The sequence below is a fragment of the Streptosporangium sp. NPDC002607 genome (assembly GCF_053592655.1).
The window spans coordinates 48,730-71,781 of the sequence record NZ_JBSFWD010000034.1 but is presented as its reverse complement, the minus strand read 5'-3'; the positions used below and the strand labels follow the sequence as shown (position 1 = coordinate 71,781).

At 71.0% G+C, this 23,052-nt stretch carries 22 protein-coding genes; 5 read left to right on the top strand and 17 right to left on the bottom strand.

Features of this window, described 5'->3' with window-relative positions:
* Positions 1–151: 151 nt before the first annotated feature.
* The 4 genes from ACWD3H_RS31765 (at position 152) to ACWD3H_RS31750 (ending at position 2,401) form a co-directional block, all read left to right on the top strand.
* On the top strand, positions 152–562 hold the full coding sequence (locus tag ACWD3H_RS31765; protein WP_451957605.1) for a VOC family protein: 411 nt from the start codon (positions 152–154) through the stop codon (positions 560–562).
* Between the two features lie 182 nt (positions 563–744).
* On the top strand, positions 745–1,209 hold the full coding sequence (locus ACWD3H_RS31760; RefSeq protein ID WP_451957630.1) for a helix-turn-helix transcriptional regulator: 465 nt from the start codon (positions 745–747) through the stop codon (positions 1,207–1,209).
* A complete protein-coding gene (locus ACWD3H_RS31755) occupies positions 1,209–1,841 on the top strand; it encodes a glyoxalase (protein WP_451957604.1) in 633 nt (210 codons plus the stop codon). The genes ACWD3H_RS31760 and ACWD3H_RS31755 overlap by 1 nt, the downstream gene beginning before the upstream one ends.
* 104 nt (positions 1,842–1,945) lie before the next feature.
* On the top strand, positions 1,946–2,401 hold the full coding sequence (locus ACWD3H_RS31750) for a pyridoxamine 5'-phosphate oxidase family protein (protein WP_451957603.1): 456 nt from the start codon (positions 1,946–1,948) through the stop codon (positions 2,399–2,401).
* Positions 2,402–2,581: 180 nt separating this feature from the next.
* Here the strand turns inward: ACWD3H_RS31750 and ACWD3H_RS31745 are convergent, their stop codons facing one another.
* The 3 genes from ACWD3H_RS31745 to ACWD3H_RS31735 are packed head-to-tail and all read right to left on the bottom strand — an operon-like array spanning position 2,582 to position 6,985.
* Positions 2,582–4,003, bottom strand: coding sequence for a hypothetical protein (locus tag ACWD3H_RS31745; protein WP_451957602.1), 1,422 nt, complete (start codon positions 4,001–4,003; stop codon positions 2,582–2,584).
* Between the two features lie 37 nt (positions 4,004–4,040).
* Entirely contained in the window at positions 4,041–6,251 is a 2,211-nt protein-coding gene (locus ACWD3H_RS31740; protein WP_451957601.1) for a glycosyltransferase, read from the bottom strand.
* A complete protein-coding gene (locus tag ACWD3H_RS31735) occupies positions 6,248–6,985 on the bottom strand; it encodes a WecB/TagA/CpsF family glycosyltransferase (protein WP_451957600.1) in 738 nt (245 codons plus the stop codon). Before ACWD3H_RS31735 ends, ACWD3H_RS31740 begins: the two co-directional genes overlap by 4 nt.
* 219 nt (positions 6,986–7,204) lie before the next feature.
* Between ACWD3H_RS31735 and ACWD3H_RS31730 the strand changes: the two genes are divergently transcribed.
* The gene (locus ACWD3H_RS31730) at positions 7,205–7,753 is read left to right on the top strand and encodes a dTDP-4-dehydrorhamnose 3,5-epimerase family protein (RefSeq protein WP_451957599.1); all 549 of its coding nucleotides are present in this window, start codon (positions 7,205–7,207) and stop codon (positions 7,751–7,753) included.
* Here ACWD3H_RS31730 and ACWD3H_RS31725 read toward each other — a convergent pair.
* From ACWD3H_RS31725 to ACWD3H_RS31660, 14 genes are all read right to left on the bottom strand, one after another.
* A complete protein-coding gene (locus ACWD3H_RS31725) occupies positions 7,692–9,098 on the bottom strand; it encodes an O-antigen ligase family protein (RefSeq protein WP_451957598.1) in 1,407 nt (468 codons plus the stop codon). The two genes, ACWD3H_RS31730 and ACWD3H_RS31725, sit on opposite strands and share 62 nt — an antisense overlap.
* Positions 9,095–9,781 carry a hypothetical protein gene (locus ACWD3H_RS31720; RefSeq protein ID WP_355550131.1) on the bottom strand — a complete coding sequence of 229 codons (687 nt, stop codon included), beginning with the start codon at positions 9,779–9,781 and terminating at the stop codon, positions 9,095–9,097. Before ACWD3H_RS31720 ends, ACWD3H_RS31725 begins: the two co-directional genes overlap by 4 nt.
* Positions 9,782–9,906: 125 nt before the next feature.
* Complete coding sequence (locus ACWD3H_RS31715; RefSeq protein WP_451957597.1) at positions 9,907–10,731, bottom strand: hypothetical protein; 825 nt, start codon at positions 10,729–10,731, stop codon at positions 9,907–9,909.
* 115 nt (positions 10,732–10,846) lie between these two features.
* A complete protein-coding gene (locus tag ACWD3H_RS31710; protein ID WP_451957596.1) occupies positions 10,847–11,743 on the bottom strand; it encodes a hypothetical protein in 897 nt (298 codons plus the stop codon).
* A 21-nt stretch (positions 11,744–11,764) separates the two neighbouring features.
* The gene (locus tag ACWD3H_RS31705; RefSeq protein WP_451957595.1) at positions 11,765–12,676 is read right to left on the bottom strand and encodes a glycosyltransferase family 2 protein; all 912 of its coding nucleotides are present in this window, start codon (positions 12,674–12,676) and stop codon (positions 11,765–11,767) included.
* Between the two features lie 48 nt (positions 12,677–12,724).
* On the bottom strand, positions 12,725–14,284 hold the full coding sequence (locus ACWD3H_RS31700) for a lipopolysaccharide biosynthesis protein (RefSeq protein WP_451957594.1): 1,560 nt from the start codon (positions 14,282–14,284) through the stop codon (positions 12,725–12,727).
* 34 nt (positions 14,285–14,318) lie between these two features.
* Positions 14,319–15,341, bottom strand: coding sequence for a hypothetical protein (locus ACWD3H_RS31695; RefSeq protein ID WP_451957593.1), 1,023 nt, complete (start codon positions 15,339–15,341; stop codon positions 14,319–14,321).
* On the bottom strand, positions 15,338–16,627 hold the full coding sequence (locus ACWD3H_RS31690; RefSeq protein WP_451957592.1) for a DUF4910 domain-containing protein: 1,290 nt from the start codon (positions 16,625–16,627) through the stop codon (positions 15,338–15,340). Before ACWD3H_RS31690 ends, ACWD3H_RS31695 begins: the two co-directional genes overlap by 4 nt.
* The gene (locus ACWD3H_RS31685; RefSeq protein WP_451957591.1) at positions 16,617–17,666 is read right to left on the bottom strand and encodes an NAD-dependent epimerase/dehydratase family protein; all 1,050 of its coding nucleotides are present in this window, start codon (positions 17,664–17,666) and stop codon (positions 16,617–16,619) included. The genes ACWD3H_RS31690 and ACWD3H_RS31685 overlap by 11 nt, the downstream gene beginning before the upstream one ends.
* A 5-nt stretch (positions 17,667–17,671) precedes the next feature.
* Positions 17,672–18,322 (bottom strand): PIG-L deacetylase family protein, encoded by a 651-nt coding sequence (locus ACWD3H_RS31680; RefSeq protein ID WP_355550115.1) that lies wholly within the window; start codon positions 18,320–18,322, stop codon positions 17,672–17,674.
* Entirely contained in the window at positions 18,319–19,116 is a 798-nt protein-coding gene (locus ACWD3H_RS31675) for a sugar phosphate nucleotidyltransferase (RefSeq protein WP_326634945.1), read from the bottom strand. Before ACWD3H_RS31675 ends, ACWD3H_RS31680 begins: the two co-directional genes overlap by 4 nt.
* Complete coding sequence (locus ACWD3H_RS31670) at positions 19,113–20,348, bottom strand: methyltransferase domain-containing protein (RefSeq protein ID WP_451957590.1); 1,236 nt, start codon at positions 20,346–20,348, stop codon at positions 19,113–19,115. The genes ACWD3H_RS31675 and ACWD3H_RS31670 overlap by 4 nt, the downstream gene beginning before the upstream one ends.
* Positions 20,345–21,412 (bottom strand): glucose-1-phosphate thymidylyltransferase, encoded by a 1,068-nt coding sequence (locus ACWD3H_RS31665; RefSeq protein ID WP_355550110.1) that lies wholly within the window; start codon positions 21,410–21,412, stop codon positions 20,345–20,347. The genes ACWD3H_RS31670 and ACWD3H_RS31665 overlap by 4 nt, the downstream gene beginning before the upstream one ends.
* Positions 21,412–22,866 carry a sugar transferase gene (locus ACWD3H_RS31660; RefSeq protein ID WP_355550108.1) on the bottom strand — a complete coding sequence of 485 codons (1,455 nt, stop codon included), beginning with the start codon at positions 22,864–22,866 and terminating at the stop codon, positions 21,412–21,414. The genes ACWD3H_RS31665 and ACWD3H_RS31660 overlap by 1 nt, the downstream gene beginning before the upstream one ends.
* Between the last annotated feature and the right edge of the window lie 186 nt (positions 22,867–23,052).

Sequence of the window (23,052 nt, the reverse complement as noted above, 5' to 3'; positions counted from 1 at the left end):
GGAGGTGCTGTCCCGGTTTGTGATCACCTGGGGACGGTTGAGGAGATCCTGGGCGACGCGCCAGGCGGTGCGCGCGACGGGTGAGACAGGTGGCCGGATCGATCAGGAATCGAGAAGCGCGGGTCACAAAGCCGCAGCTAGCCTGATTGTCATGGACATCACCATTCACACGAGCTTCCTCCCGCATGACGACCCGGACGCGTCCCTGGCCTTCTACCGCGACGCCCTCGGCTTCGAGGTCCGCAGCGACGTCGGACAGGGCAAGATGCGCTGGATCACGGTCGGCCCCGTCGGCCAGCCCGGCACGTCCATCCTCCTGGCACCGCCGGCCGCCGACCCTGGGATCACCGACGACGAGCGCCGCACCATCGTCGAGATGATGGCCAAGGGCACCTACGGCTGGATCCTGCTGGCCACCCCCGACCTCGACGGCACTTTCGAGAAGCTGCAGGCCGGCGACGCCGAGGTCGTCCAGGAGCTGATCGAGCAGCCGTACGGCGTCCGCGACTGCGCCTTCCGCGATCCCGCGGGCAACCTGGTCCGCATCCAGGAGCTTCGCTGAGCCGTCCGGTCGTCGATTCGGCCATGACGGCCGGCGTCGCGACCACCGGCCTCCATCCCGCCGCCGTCGAGCAGTTGCTCGACCGGCTCGTCGACTCCGGCAAGCCGGTCATCGAGCACCTCGCCGCCTACCCCGGCATGCGACCCAGCCGCTCACGGACATCGACGAAAAGGAGTTCTCCCATGTGTCACCCCTCGTGGGGGCGCGCACGCGCCGCGGCGCAACGCCTGAACGACCTCGCGCGGCTGCGCCGCGTCCGCGACCGGATCGACCGGGAGTACGCGCAGCCACTGAACGTCGAGGCGCTCGCCCGCGGCGTGAACATGTCCGCCGGGCACCTCAGCCGCCAGTTCCGGCTGGCCTACGGCGAGTCGCCGTACTCGTACCTGATGACGCGGCGCATCGAGCGCGCGATGACGCTGCTGCGTCGTGGCGACCTCAGCGTCACCGAGGTCTGCTTCGCGGTCGGCTGCTCGTCGCTTGGCACCTTCAGCACCCGCTTCACCGAACTGGTCGGCATGCCGCCCAGCACCTACCGGCACCACGCGGCGCGCGCGACGGCGGGGATGCCGCCGTGCGTGGCGAAACAGGTGACCAGACCGGTCAGGAATCAAGAAGCGCCGGTCGCAGAGCCGCAACTAGCGTGATGGCCATGGCATCCATCGAATCCGTCACCCTCGACGTGGCCGACCCCACAGCCGCCGACCGCTTCTACGCCGACGCCTTCGGCTTGGACACGCAGATACGCCTGCGGGCCTCGGAGGCACCCACAACCGGCTTCCGTGGGTTCACGCTGGCGCTCACGGTGTCCCAGCCGGCCACCGTCAACAGCCTCATCGACACCGCCCTCGACGCCGGCGCCACGACGCTGAAGCCTGCCGCGAAGTCGCTCTGGGGCTACGGCGGTGTCGTACAGGCCCCGGACGGGACGATCTGGAAGATCGCGACCTCGGCGAAGAAGGACACCGGCCCGGCCACCCGGCAGATCGACGAGATCGTGCTGCTGCTGGGAGTCGCGGACGTGGCCGCGAGCAAGCGGTTCTACCTCGACCAGGGCCTTGCCGTGGCGAAGAGCTTCGGCCGCATGTACGTCGAGTTCGCCGCCGGGTCGAGTCCCGTCAAGCTGGCGCTGTACCGGCGCCGTGCCCTTGCCAAGGACGTCGGCGTCTCTCCCGAAGGCACCGGATCGCACCGGCTCATGATCGGTGGCGATGCCGGGTCTTTCACCGACCCGGACGGGTTTGCCTGGGAGGCCGCATCGCCGGCACCCACGCCCTGATGTGTCGCTGCTGCCTGGAAGCCCGCGGCCCCGGTGAACCGGCCGATGATCGACGGAGCCCGTCCCCTGAAGGAAGGGCTCTCCACGAAGTGACTGGAGGAAGCATGACGGGCGCGCCGCCGCGTGGACTTGAGGAGAGGCTGCGGGACACTCGCGCGAAACTGGAGAGCGACGTCGATCTCTGGGTCGCGACGTCGGGTTCCCCGGACGGCGTCCACCTCATCCCGCTCTCGTACCTCTGGGACGGGACCGCGTTCCTCATCTCGACGCCGCGCGCCTCGGTCACCGGCCGCAACCTGCTGGCGGACGGCCGGGTGCGCCTTGGCCTCGGGCCGACCCGCGACGTCGTCGTCGTCGAGGGCACCGCCGAGCCGGTGGACCTCGCCGACCTCGCCCCCAAGACGGGTGACGCGTTCGCGGCCAGGACCGGTTTCGACCCGCGCGAGCTCGACGAGCCCTACCAGTACTTCCTGATCCGGCCGCGGCGCATCCAGGCCTGGCGTGAGGCGAACGAGCTGCGGGGACGCGACCTCATGCGCGACGGCCGCTGGCTCGGCTGACCGCCGCAACAGGCCGGGAGTCCTGCGCCTTCACGAGGGCGTTCATCCGAGTGGCTTGTGCGCCGGCTTGTTGCGCCTGAGGCCGGCTTCCTCGGCGAGGGACTCGATGGTGAGCCGACCGTCCGATCGCAGCGGAGTCCCGGCGAGAACCCTCCGCGAACCCGGCGCCCGTGGCGGGGCTCAGGGGGTGATCCGGTAGATGTGGTGGGAGTGCTCGGCGGCGAAGGAGTCGGTGAAGCGGCCCTTGCCGTCGACGCGGACCGTCCGGTTCTCGAAGAGGACCTCGGCGCGCGCGGCCCGCACCCCGCGCGGCAGCGTGAACGTGCGCCTGCCCGGCGCCGTCTTCCCGCCGGGCATCGCGAAGACGTAGTACGAGCCCCGGTGGTATTTCAGCATGGTGTCGAGGCCGGGGCCGAAGCGGTGCGCGTACGACTGGGTGTTCAGCACGGGAGCCAGCTTCCTGATCCGCCGGTTGATCTCGGCCACCGCGGGCCTGACCTCCTTCCCGCACCCCTCTCGCAGCACGTGCTGGGAGTGGCAGGGGCCGCCGAAGTTGTGGTTGAAGTAGATGATGCCTCGAGCCTCGTGGATCAGCGAGTTCATCACCGCGCCCGTCACCTGGTCCGGCTGGATCGCCCGGGTGTCGTTCTCGGCCGGCCAGCCGACCTCGACGAAACCGTAGATCGGCTGGCGGCGGCCGTCCAGCGCGTCCAGCTCGCGCTGGCGGTCGATGACGGCGCCGTAGTTGGCGGCCCTGCGGCACCTGGCGACCGGCAGTGCCAGGAAGTTCTGCCCGTCCAGACAGACGCTCGCGCTGGTGTACCAGTAGACGTCGGTCGAGACGGCGTCGGTGAAGCGGTTGACGAACGCGGCGGCGTCCGCGTCCTTCTCCCACATCATCACGCCCTTGCCGTAGTTGGCGTAGTGGAGCCTTCCGTCGCCCTTCGGGAGCCGGTCCTGCTGGGCGCGTAGCACCGTGAAACCGCATCCCCGCTCCTCCGGGACGCACAGGGGGCCCTCGCCGGGGTGGTTGCCGGTCCACCGCGCGTCCCCCGCCTTCGCCCACATGTCCACCTCGTCGTCGAGCAGCCAGCCCACCGTCTCGCTGCCGTAGCCGGGCAGGGGGACATTCGTCAGCGCCGACATCCCGTTCTTCCGCACCAGTGCCATGTCGCTGGTCTCGGTCAGCTCCACGTACGTGTTGATCCCCGCGGCCCGGTCCCTGTTCACATCGGCCTGGCTGATCACGGACTCGAACCAGACGCCGACCGGGAAGAACGACGGGCTCGTCCAGCCCGCCGCGGCGGGCGCGGCGAACCGCCCGTAGTAGGCGGGACCGCCCTCCCACGGCACCCGCGCGGCCGTCGCGGGAGGGCCCTGGGCCGACCACGCGTGGCCGGCGGACTGGGCGGAGCCCTCCGGTGCCCTCCCCTGCGGCACGTCGCCCGGTGGCGGGGCGCCGGTCGACGTGTCCGCGAGCGGGCGTCCGGCCTGGTCGGCGGGCGCGTCGACCGAGCAGAACCCGAGCATCGCCATCGTCACCGAGGCGGCCCCCACCCCGGCCAGCACCGGCAGCGACCGCCCGGGGCGACGCCCCCTCACCCGTCCGCGCCTTCCAGCCCCCATGACCTCGTCCTCCTCAACGCGGATCCGATGACGGCTCGGCGAGCGCCATCAGTTGTGCCGCACGCGACGACCAGGACGCGCCGAGCACGGACCCCCGCAGGTCGTCGGCCGGCCGCGGGCCCCCCTCACGCAATGTCGCACGGACAGCGTCCAGGAAAAGGTCACCGCTCGCGGCGATTCTCACTCGATCGGCATAGTTCACGAGTTCCTGGAAATCGGTGCTGACCACCGGCAGGCCCAGCGCGAGGTATTCCTTGAGTTTGATGGGGTTCGAATGCTTTATCCATGGGTTGTCCAGCCACGGCATGATCGCGACATCGAACCCCGATCCGTAGCCGGGAATCGTTTCGTACGGCCTGAATCCGAGCCAGTGCACATTCGGATGGCGGGTGAGCCGTTCCATCGGGACCGTCGCGTCACCGATCAGAACCAGCGACACGTCGGGCAGTTCCCCGGCTATCCGTTCGAGAAGGTCGAAATCCACCAGATAGTCGTCAAGCGCGCCGAAGAAACCCACCCTCGGCCCGGGAATCGCGCGAATGTCGGCGGGCTGCTCGCTCTCCGGGCGCCGCCGGAAGTGGTCGGTGTCCACACCGTGGTCGAGGAAGTACGCGCGGTCGCCGGTCATCCGGCGCTCCTCGTCCATCAGCGCGGTGCTGACGTAGAGCACGTGGTCGGAACGCTCCAGCAGACCGCGTTCCAGCGCCTCGATGGTCGGCCGGTCGGACTCGGGGAACGACGAGTGCCGGTCGGAACGGTTGAACACCAGCGCCTGCCTGCGCATCGGGCGCACCACGTCCCATGCCGTGGGGATGGTCACCATGATCACGGGCCGGTGCAGCCCCAGTGCCCGCGAGACCGCCAGCACCTGTGCCCGGACCAGCAGCGCGTTCACCCGCCGGGCCAGCGGCGATCCGTAGAAGGGCAGCGGCAGCGGGGACATCACGTAGAAGCCGGGCAGCTCGCGCAGCGGCCTCCTGACGAGCATCGCGACGCTGCGCAGCTTGCGCCCGACGCGCCGCAGCACCTGCGTGGACCTGCCCGGTGTCGGCATCCGCATCCCGATGCTGTTGACCACGAGGACCTTCCGGTGGGCGGCGATCGAGCGCATGAGCTGGAAGTCCGAGTGCGCCCGGTTGTGGTACCACCAGTCCTGCGCGGAGAAGCACAGGTAGCCGGGGGAGTCCGCCTTCTGGACGGGTACCTCCTCGCGGGCCGGGGGTGCCGCCTCCCGGGCCGGGAGGCCCGCCTCCTCGCCGGGTCTGGGCGGCCACTCGCGCATCGCGACCAGCTGGCGCAGGGCGGCCCGATGCCTTCTCCCGCCCACGCCGCCCCTGGCCACCGCGCGGACCAGCTCGTTGAGCCCGACGGCCAGCCGCATCAGCTGCCCGCGCGGGCGACCGTACCGCTCGCGGTGCATCCGGACCCGGTTGGCCGCCGACAGTGCCCACAGCCGGCTTGAGGTGGACTGCTCGCCACCGAGATGCACGGCCACTGCCCGGGGCTCGTACCGGACCGCGAACCCCGCCTCCCCGGCCCTGAGCATGTACTCGGTCTCCTCCGAGTAGAGGAAGTAGCGCTCGTCGAGGGGGCCCAGGGCGTCCAGGCAGGCTCGGGAGACCATCCAGGCCGCGCCGGTCACCCAGTCGACGGTGTGCGGCCTGCCGTAGGCGGACGGCTCCACGACCAGCTCGCCGAGCGGGTGGAACCGCCCAGCCCGGTGGCCGCCGAGCAGCGCCTCGCCCAGCGCCCTCAGCACGGTGGGCCGCCTGCGCAGGGAGAGGTGGAGCTCTCCCGTCTCGGCGGTGAGGTGGGGGGCCGCTATCCCGGTCCCCGGCACGGCGAGCGCCTGCCTGAGCAGGAGCACCGAACCGGGCGCGAGCCGGATGTCCGGGTTCAGCACCAGCACGTCACAGCCGTCCGCGGCGGCGATGCCCGCGTTCACCCCGGCGGCGAAGCCGGCGTTGCGCCCGGTCTGGATCACCTCGGCCTCCGGCGCGGCCTCGCGTACCCGCTCGACGGTGTCGTCCGCCGAGGCGTTGTCCACCACCACGACCCGTGCCGGACCGGCGCCGGCCAGCGCCGCGTCGAGTGAGCGCAGGCACCCCTCGACGACCTGACCGCTCGAATACGTGACGATCACTACGGCGAGCCGGGGCCGGGCGGGGACAGCCATGTCGGAGCCGTTTCCGGTGCGGGAGGGAGGGATGGTCGCGCCGGTCATGCGCGGTGTCTCGATGTCAGGCGGGTGCGCAGAGCACCGATGAGGAGGGCGACCGCGAACGGCGCGTCGTCCCGCAGGTAGCGGCGGGCCAGCCGGCGCGGTTCCAGGGCGAGCCGGTACAGCCACTCGGCGCCCACCCGCTGGACCGGCCCCGGAGCGCGGCGAAACCGCCCGGCCGCCATCGGGATCCCGGCTCCGCAGCCGAGGTACCAGGCGTCGGGCAGCTCGGTGCGGAGGGCTGCGATGATCCTCTCCTGCTTGGGGAAGCCCAGTCCGGCGAGGACGAGGTCCGGTGCGGCGGCGACCACCTCGGCGACCACCTCACGCACCCCCTCCGGCGAGGAGTCGAACCCGAAGGGAGGCGAGCAGGTGCCCGCCACGCGCAGTCCGGGGCAGCGTCCGGCGAGGACTCGGGCCGCGGCCTCCGGTACGCCGGGCTCTCCGCCGAGCAGGTAGACCGAGCGGTTCTCGCGCGCGGCACGCCCGGCCAGGGAGTGCACGAGCGAGGCCCCGGTGATCCGGCAGGGCAGAGCCGGTCCGGCGAGCCCTGCGGCCCAGACCACCGGCATGCCGTCGGCGACCACGATCTCGGAGCGGGCGACCAGGTCGGCCAGGTCGGGATCGCGCGTGGCGGCGCGGACGATGTCGACGTTCGCGGTGACGATCGCGCCGCCACGTCCCCGCCGCCATTCCGCCGCCACGTGGTCGAGCAGCTCGGTTTCACTGATCGCCATGACCTCGACCGCGCCGACCCTGACACGCGTGAACCCGGCCCTGCCACCGCCCGTGGGCTTGGCCGAACCGTTCTGGCCCCGGGTCTCCCCGGGTGTCACCGGGGGTGCCGCGGAGCCTGACGGCCCGCCCACGGAGAGTACGCTCTCCGGCACATTACGATCGGCACCGTTTTCCTCTTCTGGATGGCCGGAAGATCGGGGAATCTGGAAGATGGGCACATGAGAGTCGAACAAGGCGAGATTGACGGTGTCCTGTTGTTCATCCCGACCCAGCGCAGGGACGACCGCGGGCTGTTCACCCGTACCTTCGACGCCGCGCTCGCCGCCGCCCACGGGCTGCGGCCCGCCGAGTTCGTCCAGGACAGCCAGTCGCGGTCCCGTCTGGGGACGATCAGGGCGCTGCACGGCCGGAGCGGACGAGGGGAGGCCAAGCTCGTCAGGTGCGCCCGGGGCGCCGTGCACGACGTGCTCGTCGACGCCCGGCCGGGCTCGGCGACCTTCGGCCGCCAGATGTCGGTGGTGCTCGACGATGAGATGTTCGTCCACCTCTACGTTCCTCCTGGCTTGTTGCACGGTTATCAGGCACTGACCGATCAGGCGGACGTCTGCTACCGGATCGACCGGGAGCACGACCCCGCCGAGGACCTCTCGGTCCGCTATGACGACCCCGATCTCGGCATCCAGTGGCCGATGCCGGTCACCGCGATCAGCGAGCGCGATCTGGCCGCGGGTTCCTGGGCGGACCTGCGCGCGCGGCTGGTCGGCTGACCTCCTCACCGGGCTTCTCGACGGGCTTCTCGACGGCTTTCTCGGGCAGCCGGGTGCCGCGCAGCAGCGAGCCCGCGGCTCCGATGATCAGGAACGACAGGCCGGTCACGGTCGCGAACGAGCGCAGGTCGAACGTGGCCGCCCCGACCAGGGGGACGACCAGGCAGGCGGCCAGGGCAAGTCCCAGGTCCCGCACGGCGGGGTCGGAGCTGAGGCGGCGGACGCGCAGCGCCGCCCAGAGACCGGTCAGGAAGATCCCGGAAAAGGTGACCAGGCCGATGATCCCGGTCTCCACCAGCGACAGGATGTACTGGTTGTCGAAGATCAGGTGCTTCGGCGCGTACCAGGTGCCCAGTCCCCTGCCGACCCAGGGGTGGTTCCCGATCTCGGTGGCCGCCACCGCGTAGTCGTGGGTCCGGTACTGGATGCTCGAATCGCTGGACAGGCTGGTGAACAACCCGAGGAACACGCTGAGCAGGCCGGGCACGGCCACCTTCATCGCCACCAGGAATCCGGCGCCGCCCAGTGCCGCCCACAGCCGCCTGCGTGCGGGCCAGCCCGCGAGGAGCACCGCGCCGACGACGGCTATCCCGAGGACCGCCGACCGCGACACGGAGAACATCAGCCCGGCACCGATCAGCGCGGAGCAGATCCACCAGCGCAGGGAGGGCTCGCCCCGATCGCGGGCGCCGAACGCGTAGTGCAGCGCGACGGGAGTGATCATCGCGCAGACGACCCCGAGCTCGATGGGGTGCCCCGTGGTACCCGCGACCCGGCGCAGGGTGTTCCGTTCGAGGATCGCGGGCAGCTCCGCGGTGAATCGGAAGCCGGGAAGGGCCAGATATTTGGTCAGGTCGAATTCGAGCACGAACTGGAGCGCCGCGATCACCCCGACGGCCGCGCCACAGACCACGAGACACTTCAGGACGAAGTCGAGCCGCTCCCGGCCCCGGATGCCGTCGCACGCCCCGAGCCCGATGCCCACCGTCGCCACCACGAGCACGATGCCGTGGTCGGCCATGTTGAGCTCGTCGGGCGGCAGGTACCCGGCGCCAGCGTACCCGTAGGTGACCAGCATCGCGACCGCGTACCCGAACAGCGCGGTGCGCACGGGGTTGGGGCCCTTGGCCGCGCCGAGCGTGGTGGTGAGGTGCGCGCAGAACCACCAGAGCGCGGCGAACAGGCCGACCGCGTCGGCCGGTGTGAGCGAGAAGGGCACGCCGCGGAAGACCAGCCGCGCCGGAACCAGCATCAGGACCACGACGAACGCGGCGGCCAGGGTCGCCCCGTCGGCGCTGCGCAGACCGGGGCGGTCAAGGGAGGCGGGGACCACGGAGGCTCTCAACGTCGCAGCAGGGAGGGCTCGGCGGGCAGCCCGGACGGCGGCGCCGGGGGCACCCGGCCCCTCCGCCTCCGGGCGTCGAGGAAGCTCTCCAGGGAGAACACCGCGGCGAGGCCGGCGAGCACCCCGAGCAGCAGGGCCGCGGCGGCCCCCCGGGTCTTCCCGGTGCGCTGGGGCTGCGGCTCCGTCGGCGGCACCATCTCGTTCATCGTGATGTAGGTCGCCGGGGGCGCGTTCAACTGCCGCTGGCGAACGGCCAGCTCGATCCTCGCCCGGTCCCTGACCCGCGTCACGATGTCCCGGGCCCCGGACGGCGACCTGCTCGTGCCCTCGATGTACACGAAGGGCCCGCCGTCCAACGACTCCGGGTTGGTGCTGCCGTTGGTGACCGTGAAGGTGGTGTCGCCCTCGGGCCGCACGCCGAGCGACTCCACGGTCTCCGGCGCGCTGATCACCTGGACGAGGATCGAGGCGGACATGCTCAGGCCCCAGTCGAAGTTCAGCAGGGGGTTGGTCAGCCCGTTGGGGCGACCAGGGTCGCTCGGCAGGCTTCCGCCGGTGGGCGGGATGGTCAGCACGAGCACCGCGTTCGAGACGTAGAGCGTCGGAATCGACGAGTAGACGCCCGCCGCGGCACCTATGGAGAGCAGGAACGCCGGCAGGGCGACGTACCAGCGCCTCAACACGATGAGCACTGTCCCCCAGAAGTCCACGCCTTTCCCTTCCTGGCCGGATGGAGGCCGCCTGGCCGGAGAACCGCACGGTTCCCCGGCCGGTGACCAGGTCCTCTACCGCTTGCCTCGCCCGCTTCTCACACCGTCTGTTCCTCCCGCCCCTCGCACCCCTCACCGCTCTCGGGCTCTCCCCCGCGCTCGCCGTGGTCACCGTGGTCACCGTGGTCACCGTGGTCCGCCCCGTCGTCCCGGTCGGCCGGGATCTCCACCGGGGCCGGGGACGGCTCTGCCGACCGCCCGCCGCCGGAGGAGGAGTGCCGGAACACCCTGCGGCGCTCCACCGCGTACGCGGCGCCGAGGCCCAGGACGACGACGAGGAACGCCGCCCCGCCCATGGCCTTCCAGGTGCCGCTCCGGTCCACCACGGGATAGGCGGGCGGCACCACCTCGACGAGCCCGATGAAGGTGGAGACAGGGGCGCCGAGCGTCTCCTGCCTGCGGATCAGCTCGGCCCGCAGGCGGGACTGGGTCCTGGCCATGACGGCACGGGAGAGGTCGGCGGAGTCGCTCCGCACCTCCACGTACACGAACGGGCCGTTCATGAGGATGCCCAGCATGCCGGGGTTGGTCCGCCCGTCGTTGATCGTCAGCTCGATGGGGCCGTCCTTCACGACGCCCAGCTCGGCCGCGACCGCCTCGGTGTTCATGGACAGGATGAGGATGCCCGCCGTGGTCCGGAGACCGTCGCTGAACTGCAGCAGCGGGTTGCTCCGCCCCAGTGGCTTGGCCGGGTCGGTCGTCCCTCCCGCGGGGGGCGTGGTCAGCACCATGGAGGTGCTCGCCAGGTAGCGCGGGGGCACCAGGAAGAAGACGGCCGCGGCGCCGAGCAGCGCCAGGCCGACCAGTGGAAGCCCGACCCGCTTCCTTCTGGCGAGGTCGAGAATGGTCTTCCAGAACTCCACTACGTCTTCCCCGCTCCCCCGAGCGCGCCGGACGCCCGGGACACGATGCGTATTGGTCGCGGCACACGAACTCCTTGTCACTACTGCGGTGTGTCGGTGGCCGGGAGTCCGCCGCTCACCCGACCCTGGCCAGCGCCTCCGCCTCGTACTCCAGCGCCAGTTCCTCCGGCATCGGGTCGAGGTCGGCGCAGCGCACGAAGTCGCGCAGGGTGGTGCCGGTGCACGCCGCGTCCACGTTGCGCGCGCCGCGGCGGGCGCGCACGTCGTCGATGTGCACGGTGCGGAAGTCGATGCTGAAGCGGGTCCTGCCCGAGGTGTTGGGCACCGTGGAGTGCAGCTGGGCGCCGGAGAACACCATGACGCCCCCCGGCTCGGGCACCACCCGCACCTGCGGGTCGAGCACGACGTTCTCCTCCGGTCTGGGCTGCTCCCTGGTGTCGCCGCGCACGTGCCGGGCCGCGGTGAGCCGGCTTGTCCTGTTCCACTCGGCGTAGTCGTAGCGCGCGCTGCCGTTGCGCACCGGGCTGCCGAAGTACTGGGGATGGAAGGCCATCACGTTCTCCGGGACCACCTCGTAGACCGGGATCCACCAGTTGAGCTGGGTGAAAGGGGCCGAGTACCAGCAGTCCCGATGGGGGTGGAAGGCGTAGGAGATCCCGGAGGTGAGGTAGTCGTGAGAGGTGGAGGTGCGCAGCCGGGGCACGTCGAAGTAGGTCCGGTCCAGGTCGCAGCCCAGCTCCCGCAGAACCGCGGGCAGCAGTTCCTTGCACCGGGGATGGTGGATGAACCGTGGCTTGAGCCGGGCCAGCAGGTCGGCGAACTCCTCGACCGGCATGTCGAACTGTGCGGTCTCCGGGTCGCGCCCGCCGAACGCCTCGGCGGTCATCTCCCGGGCGAAGGCCGCCAGCAGGGTGGAGGCGGGCGTCGCCGAGTAGACGAAGACCTGCCCCTGGTAGAGCAGTTCCCTGCGAGTGTCGTCGTCCACCACGCTGTTGGAGAAGACGGTGGTCACGGTGGTTCGCCTTTCTGTGAGTCACTGAAGCGGGTCACTGGAGCGGGTACCGGGGACCAGCCCCGAGGCGATCAGGGCGAGCCTGCGGCCCCGGCGGGCCGCGGTGAGCCGCTGGCGGCGCGCGTACATGCCGAGGACGGCCGCGCGGGCGCGACGGTGCTGCTCGCCGGTGAGGCCGGCCCCCCGCAGCCAGCCCAGCAGCTCCCGGCACTGCAGGAGGGTGGAGCAGCGGGCCCGCCAGGGCGGCACGTCGAGGCGGCGGGCGATCGCGGACAGGGTGTCGTGCTTCCAGTTGCGGTGGGCGAGGACCTCGGGAACGTGCCCCCACGGTCCGGCCAGCGCCAGCTTCGCCGCGAACACCTCGTCCTCGCGGAGCATGTTCCGCCGGGGGATTCGCGCCAGCGGCTCGCGCCGCAACAGGCCGTACAGCGGGTCGATGAGCAGGTGGCTCTCATTGAGCAGCCGCAGCATCTCGGCGAACCGCTCGACCGGGTCGTCCGAGGCCAGCCCCGAGCCCTCCAGGGGTGCGGTCGCGGCCATCCCGTCGGGCCCGGTGTAGGCGACCTGCGTGGTGACCAGGACGAGCCGGTCGTCCTCGGCGAAGGCCCGCAGGGAGCGGGAGACGCACGCGGGCTCCAGCCGGTCGTCGTCGCCGACCCAGCGGAAGAACTCGCCCTCGACCAGTTCGACGGTACGGACGAAGTTGTCGAACAGACCCACGTTCTCCGGATGCCTGCGGTAGACGATCCGGCTGTCGGTCGCGGCCAGGTCACGGCAGATCTCCTCGGTGCCGTCCGTGGACGCGTTGTCGGAGATCACCAGCTGGAGGCGCTCGTGGTCCTGGCCGAGGACCGAGCGGACCGCGCCCTCGATCCGCCCGGCGCCGTCGCGCACGGGAAGCACGATGGACACCAGCGTGTCGGAGTTCGGCATCCGGTCTTCTCCCTCTCGGTGATGGTTCGGCGGGCTCTGGTCGGCGGTTCAGCGGGCACGGACGGGAACGGCCCGCGCGCCGAGCTCTCTGAGCCGCGCCGCGGGTACGGCGAGCAGGACGTAGGCGAGCAGTCCCCCGGCGCCGGCCACGCAGAGCCGGACGAGCGGGGCGGCCGTCACCCCGCCGACCAGCACGGCGAGCGCCACGGTCACCGCCGCCGCGAGCACGGCGCCCAGCAGCGGGCGGACCAGGGCCGGAAGCACCGGCGCCAGACGCACCCCCGCGCGGCTCAGCATCAGCACCGCCATCGGCAGGGCGACCAGGAGGCCGGCCAGCGCGTGACCGATCGCCGCGCCGCGGATGCCGTACCAGTGCGTCCCCGCCCACAGCGCGGGCACCAGCGCCACGGCCCAGCCGAGGTTCATCCACACGGTGGCCCTGGTCGCACCCGCCGAGGTGAGGATGTCGAAGGCGAGGGAGGTGAGCATCCGCACGACCAGCAGGACCGCGAGCAGCGCCAGGACCCCGGCGGCCGGTGCCCATTTCTCGCCGTAGAGGAACGCCACGATCTCCGGCGCCAGCGTGGCCGTCACGACGGCGACCGGGAGCACGAACGCGACCAGCAGCGGCACCGAGCGCTGCACCCCCAGCGAGAGCGACTCGGGCCGCTGCTCGGCCAGCCGGGAGAAGCTGGGCACCGTGACGTAGCGCAGGGCGGTCCCGATCACGCTGGGCACCCAGCTGGAGACGTTGAAGGCCAGCAGGTAGAAGCCGAGCGCGGCGGGGCCGAGCACGGCGCCGACGATGACGTAGTCGGCGTTCATCAGCACCGCCTCGATGCCGAGGCCCAGGGCCAGCGGCGCGCCGAACCGCAGCAGCCTGGCCGCGACCTCCCGGTCGAAGCCGAGGCGGAACGGCAGCCCCGCCCAGGCGAGCACCAGCGCGCCGGTGACCGCGTTGGCCGCGACCTGCCCGCAGGCGAAGCTGTAGGCTCCGGCGCCGTTCGCGGCGAGCGTGACGGCCACCGCCGCGTTGACCAGCGAGCCCGCGATGTTGGCCTTGGTCAGCCTGTCGTGCCCGAACCCGCGCATCAGCGAGCCGGCCCGCACCGCGGTGGCACCGTCGATGAGGATGATCGCGGTGAGCAGCCGGACCACCGGGGTGGCCTCCGCACTGCCCGCCAGCTCCGCGAAGTACGGAGCCACCACCCAGAAGATCCCGTATATCCCGGTGCTGAACGCCAGGGCCATGACCGTCGCCGTCGGCGCCATCTCCTCGACCCTGCCCCGCCACTGCACGGTGGCGGCGATGATGCCGACGTCGTTGACGTGCATGACGAAGGTGGTCGCGGCGAGCGCGATGGCGTAGAGGCCGAAATCCTCCGGCACGAGCAGCCTGGCGAGCACCAGCCCCATGACGAAGGTCGTCACCTTGGTCCCCAGGTTGCCCAGCAGACTCCAGCGCAACCCGCGGCCGGCCTTCCTGCCGATCGTCCCGACCTGCTCACCGGCCGTTCCGGTCGCGTCGCCGGCACCGGTCTCGTCGGCCGTGCCGACCACACCGGTTTCGCCGCGATCGCCGGCGTCCCCGCCCTGTCGCTGGTTCATCCGTGCCTTCCGCCTGTCTCGTGGGGTGATCGGCTCAGCTGGGCTCCTCAACGCGTTCGAGCCAGATCTCCCGCCAGAACGGCACGAACTCGCGCGGGCAGCTGACGTTGTACGCGCCCGCGCAGATGACGCCGTCCAGGACGATGCAGGGGTTCTTCATGTGCAGCATCCGGCCGGTCTTCTCGTCCAGGCACCGCTCGACGCGGGCGCTCACCCGCGCGACGTGCCCGCAGTACCGCGACATCTCCTCCTCGAACCCCATGCCGCGGTTGAGCAGGTCGTCGTTGAGCGTCTGGAGGATCTCCTCCTTGGACCTGACCCGGACCAGCTCCCCTGGACGCAGGTCCAGGGTCCGCGTCGGAGTGGTGGGTCCGGCCTTGCCCCTGACGAACCCCCAGCGCAGCCCGCCCCTGATCCACAGCCACCTGGGCAGGACCCGCCTGCTGGCCTGCTGGAAGCGGTTGAACAGCCCGACGAGGAACGAGCGCAGCATCCAGGGCACGCCCACGTTCCCCGTCCGCACGTCGGCGACGTACTGCCCGACGTCCTTGAACGGCAGGCAGGTGGGCGCGGCGCGGAGCAGTTCGGTCGCCTGGCAGGAGAAGCGCTCCTCCCCGCCCGGTCCCGGCTCCTTCCTGGTCGCGGCCTGCAGGATCGGCAGCAGGGGCCGGCCCGCGGCGAGGTCGTGCTCGGTGACCGGGGTGAGAGGGGAGTCCGGATCCACCCGCTTGAGCCAGGACTCCTTCCAGTAGAACTGGCAGGCCGTCTGGCAGCCGCCGTGCGCCTGCCCGTCGCAGCGGGCCCCGGTCAGGTGGACCGCCCGTTCCATCCGCCGCATGCCGCTGCCGCTGATCGTGTCGCAGAGCTTGTGCGCCACCTTGTGCACGGTGAGCCGCCGCCCGCAGAAGGCCAGCATCTCCGGCATGAAGGGCAGCGCGTCCAGCTCTCCCCGCTCGTCCAGGGTGGCCATGATCTCGGCCTCGCCGAGCACCTCCACCGTCTCGCCGACCCGGAGGTCGAGCGTTCCAGAACCCATGCCGGCCCGTTGCAGTGTCATTTCCCGCACTCCTTGAGCAGTCCCGCGCCGCACAGTGCCCGTGCCGCGTCGGCCACCGCGGCGAAGGGCAGATCGGATCGTTCCGCGATGTCCAGGAGGTTGTGCTCCCCGTCGGAGAGGTTCAGCACCCACAACATCGCCATCTGGGCCTCCTGCGTGTCGCTGCGCCCGCCCAGCGCCCCGTACAGGCCACGCCTGCCCAGCTGCGGCTCTCCGTGGGGGCTGAGGTTGAGATAGGCGCGGTTGCCCTCAAGCACCCGGGTGACCTCCCAGCAGGTCTGCAGGGTGTCGGCCATCGCCTCCGGGGAGACGAAGTCCGGATTGTCGGCGGAGGTGTGATATTCCGGGTAGCCCGCGTAGGGGGTCCTGGTGAGCGAGCCAACGGGCAGGTCGAAGCCCGGCGAGCAGAACTGCCGCTCGTCGTAGCCGTAGGGGGAGAAGTCCACGACCGTGTGGTCACGCCCCGAGGTCCGCAGGACGTGCCGCACGGCGCGGTCGATCTCGGCGTCGCCCCGCCTGCTGCGCTTGTAGGTCAGCGGGCCGCGATCCCCCGCGCAGGCCAGCACCAGGCCGTGCCTGATCCGCCCCGCGCGTTCCCGGTTGCGCGCCAGCCAGGTGATCGCGCCGATGGTGCCGGGAGCGAACAGGAAGCGGTAGGTGTACCACGGGTCGGCCGCGGCCAGCCGCCGCGCGAGCCCGATCGCCACGGCGACGCCCGCCAGGTTGTCGTTGGCCAGCGAGGGGTGGCACACGTGGCAGGAGACGAGCACCTCCTCATCGACCCTGCCCGGCACCACGTGCTCGCCGTAGGTCAGGTGGCCGTCGGCGAGCGTGGAGTCGATCATGACCTCGTACCGCCCGCCGGCCAGGCCCGCAAGGGTGTCGTGGGCCAGGCAGAAGCCCCACGTCTGTGCGTAGTAGCCGGTCCGGTACGGGATCAGCCCCGGCTGCTCGGGCAGCGTGTGCAGGTGGGGCCGGAGCTCGTCCAGGGTCATGGTGGCCGACACCGGGACGCTGTAGCCGACCACGTGCAGGTTCGACGCGGCGAAGTCGACGACCCTGGCACCGGAGGCGTCCTTGACGTAGGCGTCGCGGATGTTCCACTCCCTGGGCACCGTCCAGTCCAGGACCTGGGTCCCCGTCGGCACCTCGTGGACCTGCAGGCTGACGGACTCCGCGACGATCTCCAGGGTGCGGCGCACGCCGTCGCCGGTGATGCTCCGGCAGAGCGGATAGAGCCGCTCCACCAGGGCGTGCATCCCGCGCCCCTCGCCGTCATCGGTCATCGTTCACCGCCCCCGCCACTTGGCGCGGGCGCAGCGCGCCGTCGACGGTGCCCGCCTCGCGCCGGGCGGACAGCCAGGCCAGCCTGGTGAAGCGGCGCTGGAAGTCGTCCGCCGTCAGGCCGAGCCACCGGTACGCCTCGACCAGCTGGAGCGCGCCCGCCTTGATCGTCCACAGCGCCTGGTAGCCGGGGAGCGCGTCGCGGATGCGGGAGAAGTCGACCCGGTAGGAGCGCGGGTCGGCCCCGGTCTCCCCGGTGATCACGACCCGGGCCTCCGGCACCGCCTCGGCGACCTCGGCGGCGATCTGGGCCACCGTCAGGTTGTTCTCCTCTGAGCCGACGTTGAACGCCCTGGCGTGGACGGCGTCGCGCGGGGCGGCCAGCGCCATGGCGAAGGCGTTCGCGATGTCGGCGGCGTGCACCAGCGGGCGCCACGGGGTGCCGTCGGACAGCACCCTGACCTCCCCGGACAGCAGCGCGTGCCCGGCGAGGTTGTTCAGCACGATGTCCGCGCGCAACCTGGGCGAGAACCCGAAGGCGGTGGCGTTGCGCAGGAACACCGGGCTGAAGTCCCCGTCGGCCAGCTTGAACAGGTCGCTCTCGACCCTGACCTTGGAGTCGGCGTAGGGGGTCACCGGGCGCAGCGGCGCGTCCTCGTCGACCAGGTCATCGCCTGAGGCGCCGTAGACCGAGCAGGTGGAGGCGTACAGGAACCGGCGCACGCCCGCGTCCCGGGCCAGCCTCGCCAGACGCACCGCGGCGCGGTGGTTGATGTCATAGGTCAGCTCGGGCGCCAGCGCGCCCAGCGGGTCGTTGGAGAGCGCGGCGAGGTGCACCACCGCGTCCACCCCCGCCAGGAGCTCGGGGGTGACGTCCCGTAGGTCGACCGCGTGTCCTGGCGGGTCGCCGGGCGCGGGGCCCAGCAGGCATCCGGCGAAGAGCCCGGAGTCGAGCCCGATCACCTCGTGGCCCGCGGCGACGAGCACCGGGGCCATCACACTCCCCAGGTAGCCCTGGTGCCCGGTCAGCAGCACACGCATCCGGTTCAACCTCCAGACAGGTCAAGGGTCAGCTTGTTGACGTGGAACGCCTCGGCGTAGCGGGCGTGGCATTCGATCCCGCGGATGCGGGCCAGCCCGAGGAACGCCTCGCGGTCGTACCAGGGGCGGTGGCGCTGCGAGGGGTAGTGGCGCTGGAGCAGGCTCACCTTCGCCTCGGCCACCTCGGGCGCGAGCGGCTGGTAGACCGAGGGGCGCCCGAGGTCGCCGTCCCATTTGGCGATCTCGTAGCCGAGCACCTGGTGGTCGCGGAAGGCCGTGGGCACCAGCTCGGCCAGCGTCCGGTGGTCCTGGTGGGCGTCGGCGGGGTGCGGCGCGAACAGCAGGCCGGGGTCGGTGCGCGCGCGCAGCTCCTCCACCGCCTCCTTGGCCTCCTCCCAGCGCGCGGGCAGCCGCCCGTCGGGCAGCTTGAGCACGGTGAGCCGCAGGTCCGCGCCCGGACAGAAGGCGGTCAGCGCCGCGTGCTCCTCGTCCTGGCGCTCGGTCCCGCCGCCGGAGAGCACCAGGGCGTCCACCCGGATGCCGGGGCGCGCGGCGCAGAGGGTCAGCAGGCTGCCGCCCGCCCCGATGGCGAGGTCGTCGCAGTGCGCGGCGAGCAGCGCGATCCGGCCCGCCTGGGCCGGTCTGAAGCGGATCACGTGGCCGGCACCGCCAGGTGCTCGCGCTCCCAGAGCGCCCAGGGGCGGTCGCCGCGCGAGTACGCCTCGTCGAGGGCGACCCGCTCCTTGACCGTGTCCGTCGGCCGCCAGTAGCCGCGGTGCGGGTAGGCCAGCAGCCTGCCGCGCTTGGCCAGCTCGGCGCAGCCGTCCGCGACCAGGTCACCGCCTGCCGGGATGTGGTCGAAGATCTCCTGGCGGAGCACGAAGTATCCGCCGTTGACCCAGAGCGGCATCTCGCTGACCGGGGTGATCCCGCCGACCGTGCCGCGCTCGCCCAGCTCGATGCAGTGGAAGGTGTCCGAGGGCGGCACCACCATCATCGACGCGCCCGCGCCCGAGAGGGTGAAGCGGTCGACGATCTCCGGCAGTGGCGCGTCGGTGAGCACGTCCGCGTAGTTGGCCAGGAACATCTCCTCGCCGTCCAGATGGTCGCGGACCCGGCGCAGCCGCTCGCCGATCGGGGAGGCGATCCCGGTCTGCACGAACGAGATCGACCAGTCGGAGATGTCGGTGGACAGCAGTTCGACCCTGCCGCCGCGCAGCACGAAGTCGTTGGAGGTCGTCTCCTGGTAGTTCAGGAAGAAGTCCTTGATGTGGTGCGCACCGTAGCCGAGGCAGAGGATGAACTCGGTGTGCCCGAAGTGCGCGTAGTAGCGCATCACATGCCAGATGAGCGGCCGAGGCCCCACGAGCTGCATGGGCTTGGGCGCGTCACCGGGGGTGCCGGTGCGCATCCTGGTGCCGTATCCGCCGCAGAAGAGGACGACCTTCACGGGTTCACCTCGACGATCTCCAGGTTGGGGATGGGGAAGACCAGCCGGCCTCCCCAGGCGTGTACGAAGGACAGCTGCTCGACGAGTTCCTCGCGGAGGTTCCACGGCAGGACCAGCACGTAATCGGGCCGCTCCTCGGCGAGCCGCTCGGGCGGCAGGATCGGTACGCGGGTGCCGGGGGTGAACCTGCCGTGCTTGTACGGATTGCGGTCGACGGTGAAGGGGAGCAGGTCGGGCCGGATCCCACAGTGGTTGAGCAGGGTGTTGCCCTTGCCGGGCGCCCCGTAGCCGGCGACGGTCCGGCCCTGGCGGGCGGCGTCGAGGAGGAAGGTCAGCAGGTCCCTTCGCACCCGCGCCACCCGCGCGCCGAACTCGGTGTACCCCGACAGCTCGTGCAGGCCCGCGGCCTTCTCCGTGGCGAGCAGCGCGGCCACCCGCTCGCCCGGCTCGCCCGCGATCTCCGCCGGCCGGGCCCACAGGCGGATCGAGCCGCCGTGCGTGGGCAGCGACTCGACGTCCACGAGACGAAGGCCGCCGCTCGCCAGGGCGCTCCGCGCGGAGGCGACCGTGTAGTACTGGAAGTGCTCGTGATAGATCGTGTCGTACTGGTTGTGCTCCATCAGGGTGAGCAGGTGCTGGACCTCGATGGAGACCCAGCCGTCGTCGGCCACCAGGGCGCGCAGTCCCCGGGTGAACCCGATGACGTCCGGGATGTGGGCGTAGACGTTGTTGGCCACCACCAGGTCGGCCGGCCCGTGCTCCGCGCGCACCGAGGCGCCGGTCCGCTCGTCGAGGAAGGCGGTGTGAGTCGGCACCCCGGCGTCCCTGGCCGCCTGGCCGACGTTCTCGGAAGGCTCGACGCCCAGGCAGCGGATGCCCCGCTCGACGACGTGCCGCAGCAGGTACCCGTCGTTGCTGGCCACCTCGACCACGAACGAGTCACCGCCCAGCCCGAGCCGGTCGGCCGCCCCGCTCACGAACTCCCGCGCGTGCTCCACCCACGACGTCGAGTACGAGGAGAAGTAGGCGTACTCGGTGAAGGTCTCCTCGGGCGTGATCATCGGCGGGATCTGCGCCAGCCAGCAGCCGGTGCAGACCCGCAGGTGCAGCGGGTAGGTGACCTCCGGCTCCGCCAGCTGCCGTTCGGTGAGGAATCGTTCGCAGGGCGGTGTCGCCCCGAGGTCGACGACGCTGGCGAGGCTCGTCGAGCCGCACAGCCTGCAGGTTGTCATGAGCTGATCTGCACCTTGCTGTGATCGCCCAGCACGAGGCGGTGGGCTCTGGGGGTGTTGGGGGCGGGGGTGACCTCGACGTCGTGGCCGATGAGGGACGCCTCGATCCGCGAGACTCCGGCGATCGAGGACCTGGGCAGGACGATCGAGTACTCGATCTCGCTGCCGCTGATCGCGCAGCCTGTCGCGATCGAGGTGAAGGGGCCGATGTAACTGTCGCGGACCCGGGCTCCGGAGCCGATGATCGCCGGCCCGACGATGCGGGACCTCTCGATCTCGGCACCGGCCTCGACGACCACCCGGCCGATCAGCTGGCTGGCGCCGTCGACCAGGCCGTCCACCCGGGGCTCCAGGGACTCCAGCACCAGCCGGTTGACCTCCAGCATGTCCGTGACGTTCCCGGTGTCCTTCCAGTAGCCGGAGATGACCGTGGAGGCGACCGGCCGCCCGTCGGCGATCAGCCAGTGGATGGCGTCGGTGATCTCCAGCTCGCCCCGCCAGGAGGGCTTGAGCTCGGCCACCGCCTCGTGGATCGCGGCGCTGAACAGGTAGACGCCGACCAGCGCGAGATCGCTCTTGGGGACCGGCGGCTTCTCCTCAAGCCCGATCACCCGGCCCGCCTCGTCGAGCTCGGCGACCCCGAACTGCCGGGGATCGCCGACCCTGGTGAGCATGATGTGGGCGGCGGGCCGCTCGCGGGCGAAACTCTCGACGACCCCGTTGATGCCGCCGACGATGAAGTTGTCGCCGAGATACATGACGAAGTCGTCGGCACCGAGGTAGTCGCGGGCGACGAGCACCGCGTGGGCCAGGCCCAGCGGCGCCCGCTGGCGGATGTAGGTCACCTCCAGGCCGAACGCGCGGCCGTCGCCGACGGCCGCCTCGATCTCGGCGTGCGTGTCGCCCACCACGATCCCGATCTCACGGATGCCCGCGGCGGCGATGGCCTCAAGACCGTAGAAGAGCACGGGCTTGTTGGCCACCGGTACGAGCTGCTTGGCCGAGGTGTGGGTGATCGGCCGCAACCGGGTGCCCGCCCCTCCGGCGAGCACGAGTGCTTTCACTAGTAGGCCCCTTCTCCGCCGATCACGGCGCTCCAGGTCTTCCAGAGGATCTGCAGGTCCAGGAAGAGCGACCAGTTCTCCACGTAGCGGAGGTCCAGCCGGACCGACTCCTCCCAGGTCAGGTCCGAACGTCCGCTGACCTGCCACAGGCCGGTCATGCCGGGGTGGACGACCAGGCGGCGGCGCACGTCGGCGCCGTACTGCCTGACCTCGTCGGGCAGCGGCGGCCGCGGGCCGACGAGGGACATCTCACCGCGCAGCACGTTGAGCAGCTGTGGCAGCTCGTCGATGGAGTATCGGCGCAGGAAGGCGCCCACCCGGGTGATCCTTGGATCGTTCCTAATCTTGAACAGGACGCCGTCGAACTCGTTGTCACGTTCCAGGTCGATCTTGAGCCGTTCCGCGTCGACGACCATCGTGCGGAACTTCACCACCTGGAACTCCACCCCGCCCTTGCCCACCCTGACCTGACGGAAGAGCGCGGGTCCCGGACTCGTCGCGCGGATCAGCGCGGCGATCACCAGCATGGGCACGCCCAGCACCAGGAGGGCCAGGCCCGCCCCCATCCGGTCGAACAGGCTCTTCGCCAGCCGCCTGGCACCGCGGAAGTCGGGGTGTTCGACGTGCAGGAGCGGCATGCCCGCGACCGGGCTGATGCTGATGCGCGGGCCGGCCACGTCCATCAGCGCGGGTGCCACGAACAGGTCGGTACGGGCGTCCTCCAGGCCCCAGGCGAGCCTGCGCAGCGCAGCGCCGTCCAACTCCGGGCAGGCCAGCACGGCGACGGCGTCGGCGTTGACCTTGGCCACCACCGCGGCGACGTCGGAGAAGCCCCCGAGGACCGGGATCCCGTCGACATCGACCATGTCGGGGCCGGCGGGCAGGCACACGGCGACGACGAGCATGCCGTGGTGCGGCTGCCCGCGCAGCTGTATCACCAGGTCGAGCACCGACTCCCGGTGGCCGACGGCGACCACCTGGCGCATGTGGTCACCGCGGATGCGCCTGCGGTGGAGCCGCTTGCGCATCCGGTGGCGGAAGACGGCGTTGAGGATGAAGGCCAGCGGGAACATCGCCATGACGAAGCTGCGGGCAATGGGTGTCTGCGTGACGTAGGCCCCGATCGCGACGGTGGCCGTCAGGCCCGCGGCGCCGTTGAAGACCGTCCGGAACTCATCCGTTCCCTCACCGTAGGTGCGCTTGCGATAGGCGCCCCCCGCGGCCAGGGCCAGTGGCCACACCAGGGCGAGCCCCAGTCCGAGCAGCGCCTCCGTCTCGGGAATGAAAGCACCGAACCAGATTCGAATTCCGAGAACGACTCCGCAGGCGACCACCGAACACGCGACATCTCCGACCAGGAGAATACGCACATAAGGGCGTGTCCAAATACTCGGAGAAGTGCGCACTGGACTCTTAAGGAGCCCGATGACGAGCTCCTCAGTTCCCACTCTCATACCACCCCACCCAAGATGCCCCGACTCGTCCGGATAAGGTGCCACGCATCTCATTTCAATAGTTGACAGTATTCCCTAATGCATCAGGAGCGTGGATACCCATGGAAATCCTAGTGATCACCATTGGGCAGGGGAATACCGGCCACTGTCCACTATTGGCCGAAGTGCAACGGAGATGACATCTTG